Genomic DNA, 8292 nt, shown 5'->3' on the forward strand with positions numbered 1-8292 from the left:
TTTTTTTTTTTTTTTTTTTTGGTACGCGACTTGGGAAGGGTGTTGCTCTTATTTGATGAGACTTTATTAAGTAAAAATTAAAAGAAATCCTTTAATAACACTATTCTCTAAGTTCATCTATTATTTTTAGGTACGCAATGTGGGAAGAGTGTTGCTACTTTTTTTGAAAAATAGGTACGCGACTTGGGAAAGGTCGCTATAAAAATATATATAATTTTTTATTGAATTTCTTAAATTCCTTGATATACAAAGGGATAGTAGTGATTTATCTAGCGAAATAGGTACGCAACTTGGGAAAAACGTTGCTTATTTTTAATGTATATCTGTAGATTTAAATGTAAAATGTTGCTTATTAAAGATAATAGGTACGCAACTTGGGAAAAGCGTTGCTTTTTTGATAAGAAGGGTATGAAATCGGGCGAAATATTGCCAATTTTACAAAAAAATCACATCTTTTTGATAGGTGAAAAATTCTGTCTCAGAACTTTCTAAGCTTAACTCTAAAAAATGAACAAGGAGAATTAATCTTTAAAATCTAGAATAAGAAAAATAAGTACATACAATTGTCTTGGAAATTGGATGAGACCTATATAAAATTTAAGGGTTAAAGCTAGTAATTTATATATTCTTTCAAAACCCCATTTGGAATGGTATGAATGATTAGTAGCAATTGGTATAATTGTATTAGAAGCAATTAGGAGGATTATTAGTGGAGAAGTTAAAAGTACTATTTCAAAACACTTTATATATAGCCTATCCTTTATTTACTGGGGTAAAGGGGAATGATAAGATTTTAAATAAATGGCAAAGATTTTATCAAGATGTGGAAAAAGATCTACAAAAAATATATAACTCAACTTATTCATCACAGACTTTCGAAAGGCTAGTAAAATGGGTTTCTAAAAAAGAAGCCTTAGGATTATCTGCAATAGATATTCTCCCTAAATTAGATAATCATAAGGAAGAAATTTACGAATGCCTAAGAGATGACTTATTAATGGAATTTGGAGTTAAACTGCCTGTTTTCACAAAAGAATTACCTTTAAATTCAGGACCTAAAAGTGAATATATAGAACGAAGTAATGCAGGATTTATGTATCATTTATCAGATACAATTGCCAAGAATAAGTTTGCAGATGACCAAGATAAGGAAGGTCGTATTGCTCAGTTACCGGATAAACAAAATAGTCTTGTGGTAGTATCTTCTCGCGATGATGGTGATATGAAATTACAGAGAGAGGAGTTGAAAAAGTGGAATACGCTAATTGATTCTACATTTTTAACTAGAGTAATGGATGATTTGACGGCGGACTGCCTAGATATTGTAACAGAACTATGGGTAAAGAGTGCAGAAAATGATAAGACCATTGTGCCTGTACATTACGAACAAATCCTAGATATGTGTAATATGAAACAAATTAAGAACGGTAAAACTTATTATCGAAAAGAAGACAGATTAAAAATTATGGAGCGTTTAGCTGCTCTTGCTAGTATTTTTATTTATGTAAATGAAGATAATGAGATAGTGATTTTAAATGAAGAGGATCCAAATGAAACTTTAGCTTATAAAAAGCAAAGAATTAGAAGATTATTTGTAATGGACGAAATTATTATTGCAAAAGATGTTGATACAGATAAAACATTAGGTATAGAGAGCATGAACGTTACACCAGGTAGTTTTTTATCGAAATATCTATACGGTTCTGAAAAACTGACAGGTTTATTATCTAAAAAGGCATTAGAGTATAACAGTAAACAACAGAGGTATCATAAAAGGTTGACAAGATATTTAAGTTGGCGTTGGCGTATTCAACAATCATATCAACATTTAACACATTCATATAGTATTGGTGGTCCCAAAGGAGTTTTACAGGTAATGGAGATAAGTATGAAAAGAAAGCCAAGTCTAATCAGACAAGTTTTTGAAAAGACTTTAGATGACCTTATGAGAGACCAAGTAATTCAAGAGTGGAAATACTCTCCTGAAATAGATGAAGAGAAATGTAAGGGGAAAAATTGGTTTGAAAACTATTGGTTAAAGTTAAAAATAATTATTTCTCCTACAAATGAGCTTGTTAAATTACAACAAGAGTTAATTATTAAGAAAAGTAGGAAACAGGTACCATTTTTCATTGAAATAGAAGGAAAGCAACCAGTTATTGAAGAGGAGACAATTAGTATATTAAATCAAGAGAACCCAAATAGCATTGAATTTTATATCGAAAAGATGAACACGTACAAAGAGAAGAATAATAAAAGTATACGTGAGTTTGCAAAAGAAATTGAGATTTCATATTCAACACTTTCAAGAATGTTATCTGGAAAAAGAAAAAGATTAAATGACGATACGAAAAATAAGTTAGATAAGTGGATAGAGAGACAAGAGGTAGTGAATTTATTATAAATTTATTGCCTTTTGTAATCTAACATATTTTTCATCTTGGCTTAATATAAGTATATGAGAAAGAGCAGTATAATAAAAGGAACACAAGAGGGTGCTTGCTAAGTATAACCTAATTAAATAATGAATATAGTTTTTAAAAGGTGCAATAAAAATAAGTAGTTGTTTGTTTTCGTAATCGTTGTACTTTTTTAAAAATCCAAAACAAAAGCTGAGGAACTTTATTCCTTAGCTTTTGTTTTGGATTTAACTTTAATGAATAAAACATCTGTAGAACTGGGGTATTTAATTTTTAATATTTAAATATTAAAAATTGGTTTATTTAACAAATCTGTATATTTTTATTAATATTAATTTTGGTAAATAACTGATTGAACGATATTCAATCAGTTTATGTATCTAAAGAAATAGCAAAGGAAATGAGTATAATCATAAGTGAGAGAAATATGTCGAAAAAATATAAAAGGATTTTTGGTAATAATAGCAAATTATATTTATCAAAATAAAAATTTAGGAGGTTTAGATGGATACATTTCGAGATAAATTAAGGTTGGGTGCAATAGATATTAATCAGAATGATAAAAATGGAGTATTTCTACGTCAATTTGATGAGGTTCGATATAAAGAAGAAAAGTATATCATTATTTGGCATCCAATATATGAGGAGTTTGTTGCATCTCATCATACAAGAAAATTCATTCCATATGAATTGTTGAATAGAGTTGAATATAAAAAAAATCTAAAAGAAAATGTACCTAAATAATTATGTACCAATAGTAAAATTAAGAATAGAACTTCAAATATTAATTATAGCAAAAATCTAAAAAATTTTTTTTGAAAGGTGAGTAATGCAATGATTAATAATTGGATGACAATTATCGAAGTTGAAAAGGTAACAGAAATTTCATATGTAATCATAAGACGCTATATTAGAATGCACGGTCATCACTTAAGGGTAAAAAAACAGGGGAAAAACTACTTGATTTCTAAGGAATACATTCATATTTTATTAAAAATACGATTGTATTATCAGGAAGGAAAAACGACAGAGCAAATAGAGGATGTGCTCTGTTCTGTACATATCTTACCCAAAATAAATATTAATGAAAATGAAAAGTCTATGGTACTTAATGTTACAGAGACTTTAATACATATGAATTCAGGTTTGAACGATTTAAATAGAAAGTATGATGGATTATTACACGAATTTGAAAAACAAAAAGAATATATTGAGGATGTATTAACAAAAAGACAGCAAAAATTATTGTTAAAGTTTCAGGAAACGGAAGGATTCAATAGTAGGCAAGATAAAAAATGGTGGAAGTTGTGGAGACTATAATATTTACAATACAGTATTTGATATACTGAGAGAGAAGAGGGAGAATTATTTAGTTAATGATGTACATGGTTGTGTTATTATATTTACTCTGAAGCTAATATTTTCATCGTGATACATGGTACAAAATATTAGTTTGATCAAGGATATATAGTTTCTAAATATCTCACAATAATACGATTATTTGTTCGTTAGTTTTGTTTATTAGTTTTTGGTTTAAACCAACATGCTCTTATACAATAGAGAGGTGCGGCACTAAAAAACTCAATTAACTGGTGGAAGTAGGGATTTTACCAGCAAAGGCGAACAGAAATTTTGGTATTACTGACTTTTGAGAGGGCAGTGTAGTATTACTCCTTCTACTTTGAGAACAATTTGCAAGAACTTACGGATTCTTCTATGTCTCCCATCCTTAAAGTTTCACTTGGGTCTTGTAAGTAATTGTTTAATTCACAAAATCTGTAATTATTTTTTGTATTTAATTAGTTCTAAGTACTAAGTTGAATAAATAGATGCTATTCAAACGATTTTTCAAAGTAGAATTGGCTGCTTGCCACGATGAACATCTACGTGCGACTACAGTTTATAGGAATAAAATATATTCTATTAAAGCTATAACAGTCATCACTTTGATAGGTTTATCTAGTGGTTCTCGATAAGACTTGATAATACCAGTAAGTATTTCTTGTAACAAGCTGTACACACTCGTTGTTCATAATATTTGTATAATTTTAACATTTACTAACCCATACTTTTTACGTTGATTTTTAATATAGTACTCTACTACATCTATTGGTGCCCCTTCTGTAGTAATTAAACAAAAACCTCTCGATCAAAACAATTTTCTCTAAAGTTTCTTTCTTACTCCATGAGAGATTCTATTTATAAATGAAAAATTCATATTTATATGCATTAATGAAATTTTTCATTTTTTAATTATGATGTCGCCTCAAACAAGATATGTATCTGTTCAACATCATAAGTCTATTCTACTAATTTTACATTTTGTTTCTTGAATAATTAGATATCTATGGATTTTTCATAGTCTGATATATCATCACACACATATTTTCGGTGTTTTATAACTAATACAATAGCAATTACAAATGGCTATTATTATCAAATTTCAGTGCTATATCAACCCTTATAATTTAATAAAACTAATTATATAAGAATTAGAAGTCTATAGTGAAACTAGATGTTGTTTGATTATGCCAAATTGAAACTTATCGCTGAGTTATTGCCCTGCACCTGCTCGAGAAAGGAGAATCCTTTTGGAGAATCTGTTAAAAATGAATCTTATAATGAGTGTCTGTATATATTAGTGTTTTTTGTATAGAATAAAATAGTGTTGCTTAAGATCCTAACGTCAGACCTTAAGACCATGTTCTAGAAACATCTGTTTGAATTGCTTCTTTGTGACGAATGTATTTCTTTCTTTATTTTCTATAATAATGGCATGCACTCCTATTTTTTTCTCGTTCATATGTATGATTTTTTTAAGTACAAAAGATTAGAAATGTTTAAGAAGTTAATGGAAAAAAATACATAGGGGGAACTTTCGGAGGAATGGAAAATTAATCAATAAACAAGTTAGTTATATAAATATAAACTAATAATATTATAATAAAAATAAAAGACTAGCATTGGGTCTTTAAAAACCTTATAATCTCTTAATTCATGAAAGTAATTTGTATAATCAGTGGAAAAGGCAGATTAAATCATCTAGAATGGCAGTTTTAATTACTAAGAGCGTATTTGTTTAAATATTTTTAGGCAAGTTATACTTCATTTTTAAGTGGTTCAGGATGTGCTGATAAACAGAGACTTGTTTATAGTTAACAGATTCTTGTGAGTTATCTTGATTTGAAGATAAATATTTTTATGTTAATATAAATTTTAGTTTATTTTATTTGTATGTTTATACTTTCAATACTATATTGTAATTCCGAGGAAAAATCAAATAATTAGAATATTAGAACTTTAGGGAATTACTAATAAGATATATTCCTGTTATAAATAAGAATCTAAGTTCACTTAAAATATAATATTCTAATTTTTATTTTCGGAATTTCGATTTAAAAAGAATACCAATTATATTTTTGACATATACTCTACAAAAGTAGCACCTACTTTTGTTTTCATTCTATGAATCTTGTGAAATTAGAGTTTGTAGAAATTGTTTCTAATATAAACAATATATTTTGAGGGGGAGAAATGGTGTTAAGATCACGCGATAAGAAAATTATACAAGCTTTGGATCTCTTTAAATGTATGACTAGGGATCAAATTGTTCGTTTGTTGTTTTCTGATGTAAAAAACCCTATTACATCTGCAAATTTTGTGCTAAAAAGGCTGAGGAGAGATGGATATATTGACGCCAAGATAGATGAACAGCCATATATCTATTTTCCAGAGCCATCTAGTGTCAAAAAGACTTCTCAAAAAATAAAACATTACCTAGCTATTGTTGATTTTTATATTGGTATTTGTCAGTATAAATCCCCGTCTGTTTTTGTAGTAGAAAAAAGGTTTGGTTCTGGATATATCCAACCTGATATTTTCATGGTGTGGAACAAAATGGCATTTTTTGTTGAGATTCAACTTTCTAGATATTCTTCAGATCTAATGAAAAATAAATTGAAACGATATATAAATTATTTTGGAGCTGAAGAGTGGAATTTCAAAAATAAAACATATGAACTTAGTACTTCACCGTATGTTTGGATTGTTTCGAAATCGCCCTATGCTATATCGGAAGAAAAACTTCAAATTATTCAAACATCTAGAGCAGAAGGTATTTTGCATAATAAGACCATTTCAATCAAACATGATTAATATATGTATATTGCTCGAATTGGTTTTGTATACCATAAATTTATATATTTTTTTCCAATTGAACCAATAAAGAGCTTGAAGTGAAATAATATGAAAAAATTAGGTAAAATGTAAAAAAGAAATGGGTTTATGTAGGGGGGGGAAGGATATGAAGAATAGGATTAAAGAAATTAGAAAAAAAAATGGCGATACTTTAAAGGATTTAGCAAAAAAAATTAACTATGATTACAGTAATCTATCTAAAATTGAGCGAGGAATATATACCCCTTCCCTAAACATACTGAAAAAAATTTCAACTATATATAATATAGATATTCAGTATCTGATTGAATTGGATGAAAAGTGCGAAGATGAATTAAATGAAAAAGAGTTCATCCTAGACATAAATTTGAACTCGCAAGAATTACTGAAAAAATATAATTTAATTTTGGATGGTAAATTAGCTACAGAAGATGAAATAGAATTAGTGGTACAAATCATTCGGAAGCTACGTGAAACTTTAGAAAAGAAAAAAAACGGCTAAAATTTTATGTAGGTAGTTACTATGTATTTTTAGTAATATTTTTGAGTGGTATATTACCTTATTTCGAAAAATCATTACTTGATGTAGGATAATGTTTTGGCATGTAGTATGAAAAAAATAATTATATTGTATGGATTAGTATATATTTTATATCAGAAGTTAAAGGGAAAACCTCCTGCTTTGGTTGGAAAGGTAAGAAAAATAACCATAAATTTTTCTTACGCGTAAATCCGTATGTATTAAAATAGGGGCATTTATATAAAATCAAATCTATGGACTATAGGTATATCAAGAGCAGATAGTAATTCTGAATTAGGATTTATTGGGATACAATGCCCCTGCACTACCTCTTTTTCCTTTTCAACATAAATTTTTTTAAAGTAAATAATATATATATGCGTGTTAAGGTTAAATATATATAAATTGGATTGTTCATTTCTCCATGCTAGTTCATAATAGGTGTACATTTTATTAAATATTTCGCGATTTATGCATATATCTTGTAGCCTTCTGTTAATAAAATGTTTTTTAGATAGTTGCATTTTATCTACTAAAGCAGGATCAATGTAGGTGTAATAAAAATCTTCATCAATTTTTGTAAAACGAAATGTCATTATAGTGAATGCTTGTTCATATTGTTTTAGTGTATTAAATACAACAGAATTTAAATTTATGTTTTCTTTCATAATAATCTCCTAACTAGTTTTAAAATGCAAATACAGAAAAGAACTTAATTCCTTGAATTTATAATGTTATTTATTTTGGCTAAAAATAAATAACAATTTGTTTAAAATAACATAAAAAAACATGGGAATTCCCGCAATTATTAAAGGCTCAAAATCACCTTATCTCGGAGATATTTAATGGTATTACTGCAATTACTGAAAGAGAAAGTAATTAAAATAAAGATATTATTGCTATAGAATTTGGAATATCTCAATTTAATAAAAGTCGCGGATAATTGGAAGTTAATAGAGATCTCTTTAAGAATATTATTAGTATTTTCCATGATATATGCTTAAATATTAAATGATTTTTAGTATTTATCCAATTATTTTTTTTGTAGATATTATTTTATATACATACGGTACATTAAGCATGAAGTATTGAACCTTTTTGTTCTTTTGCAAGTGTAATAAATAACCTAAGCATCATAATACGTTTCTTATTTAGAGGGTGTTGCAAAACTAAAAT

General features: G+C 27.7%; 6 protein-coding genes and 2 pseudogenes. 6 read left to right on the forward strand and 2 right to left on the reverse strand.

What is annotated here, in order from left to right; genetic code table 11:
• Positions 1–506 precede the first annotated feature (506 nt).
• The 4 genes and pseudogenes from RT27_RS35835 to RT27_RS20745 all read left to right on the forward strand — a co-directional run.
• Positions 507–605 (forward strand): annotated as a pseudogene (locus RT27_RS35835) (IS6 family transposase); the annotation flags it as partial.
• Positions 606–709: 104 nt separating this feature from the next.
• Positions 710–2404 carry a helix-turn-helix transcriptional regulator gene (locus RT27_RS20735; protein ID WP_043937277.1) on the forward strand — a complete coding sequence of 565 codons (1695 nt, stop codon included), beginning with the start codon at positions 710–712 and terminating at the stop codon, positions 2402–2404.
• Positions 2405–2924: 520 nt separating this feature from the next.
• Complete coding sequence (locus tag RT27_RS20740) at positions 2925–3164, forward strand: hypothetical protein (protein WP_000379360.1); 240 nt, start codon at positions 2925–2927, stop codon at positions 3162–3164.
• 90 nt (positions 3165–3254) lie between these two features.
• Complete coding sequence (locus tag RT27_RS20745; protein ID WP_000609617.1) at positions 3255–3740, forward strand: hypothetical protein; 486 nt, start codon at positions 3255–3257, stop codon at positions 3738–3740.
• Between the two features lie 709 nt (positions 3741–4449).
• Here the strand turns inward: RT27_RS20745 and RT27_RS35840 are convergent.
• Positions 4450–4837 (reverse strand): annotated as a pseudogene (locus RT27_RS35840) (transposase).
• Between the two features lie 1117 nt (positions 4838–5954).
• Here RT27_RS35840 and RT27_RS20750 point away from each other — a divergent pair.
• The gene (locus tag RT27_RS20750) at positions 5955–6575 is read left to right on the forward strand and encodes a replication-relaxation family protein (RefSeq protein WP_082045005.1); all 621 of its coding nucleotides are present in this window, start codon (positions 5955–5957) and stop codon (positions 6573–6575) included.
• A 148-nt stretch (positions 6576–6723) separates the two neighbouring features.
• Positions 6724–7098: a helix-turn-helix transcriptional regulator gene (locus RT27_RS20755; RefSeq protein ID WP_043937281.1), complete on the forward strand. Its 375-nt coding sequence runs from the start codon at positions 6724–6726 to the stop codon at positions 7096–7098.
• 254 nt (positions 7099–7352) lie between these two features.
• On the opposite strand, the gene RT27_RS20760 is transcribed toward RT27_RS20755, so the two are convergent.
• Positions 7353–7784 (reverse strand): hypothetical protein, encoded by a 432-nt coding sequence (locus RT27_RS20760; protein ID WP_043937283.1) that lies wholly within the window; start codon positions 7782–7784, stop codon positions 7353–7355.
• Positions 7785–8292 lie beyond the last annotated feature (508 nt).

Origin of the sequence: Bacillus sp. L_1B0_5 (assembly GCF_000836715.1) — a bacterium.
Taxonomy (GTDB): Bacteria; Bacillota; Bacilli; order Bacillales; family Bacillaceae_G; genus Bacillus_A; species Bacillus_A thuringiensis_S.